Source organism: Vibrio sp. 10N.222.52.B7, assembly GCF_041474275.1.
Lineage (GTDB): Bacteria > Pseudomonadota > Gammaproteobacteria > Enterobacterales > Vibrionaceae > Vibrio > Vibrio crassostreae_C.
In genome coordinates this window covers 1,119-1,431 of the sequence record NZ_JBFRTU010000184.1, presented here as the reverse complement: position 1 = coordinate 1,431, position 313 = coordinate 1,119, and the positions used below count along the sequence as shown (strand labels likewise).

Sequence of the window (313 nt, the reverse complement as noted above, 5' to 3'; positions counted from 1 at the left end):
TATCTATCGAAACCATGAAACTGACGAGTTATGGCACTGACTGGTTAGTCGACAAGTTCTTGCCTGCGAAGATCACCGCTCTCAATGTAGGCTTGCTAGGTCGCATCTATATAGGAACGGATCATGGCTTCTACTCGTTCATTGATAAACGAATTAGCTTTAGTCGTTCCAGCGAACGGTTTGGCAAAGTCGTCGATATTGAAAAAGCGAAGGATGGAGCGCAGTGGTTTGCGAGCAGTTATGGCGTGTATCGAATCCCGGATGACAGCTCTATTATTCAAGAAATCACTCTTGTTGAAGACAATATTAGCCC

1 protein-coding gene is annotated in these 313 nt (G+C 44.7%); it reads left to right on the top strand.

The window, feature by feature from the left end; genetic code table 11:
* The coding region (locus AB4512_RS22210; protein WP_372175708.1) for a hypothetical protein at positions 1 to 313 on the top strand (313 nt) is incomplete at both ends.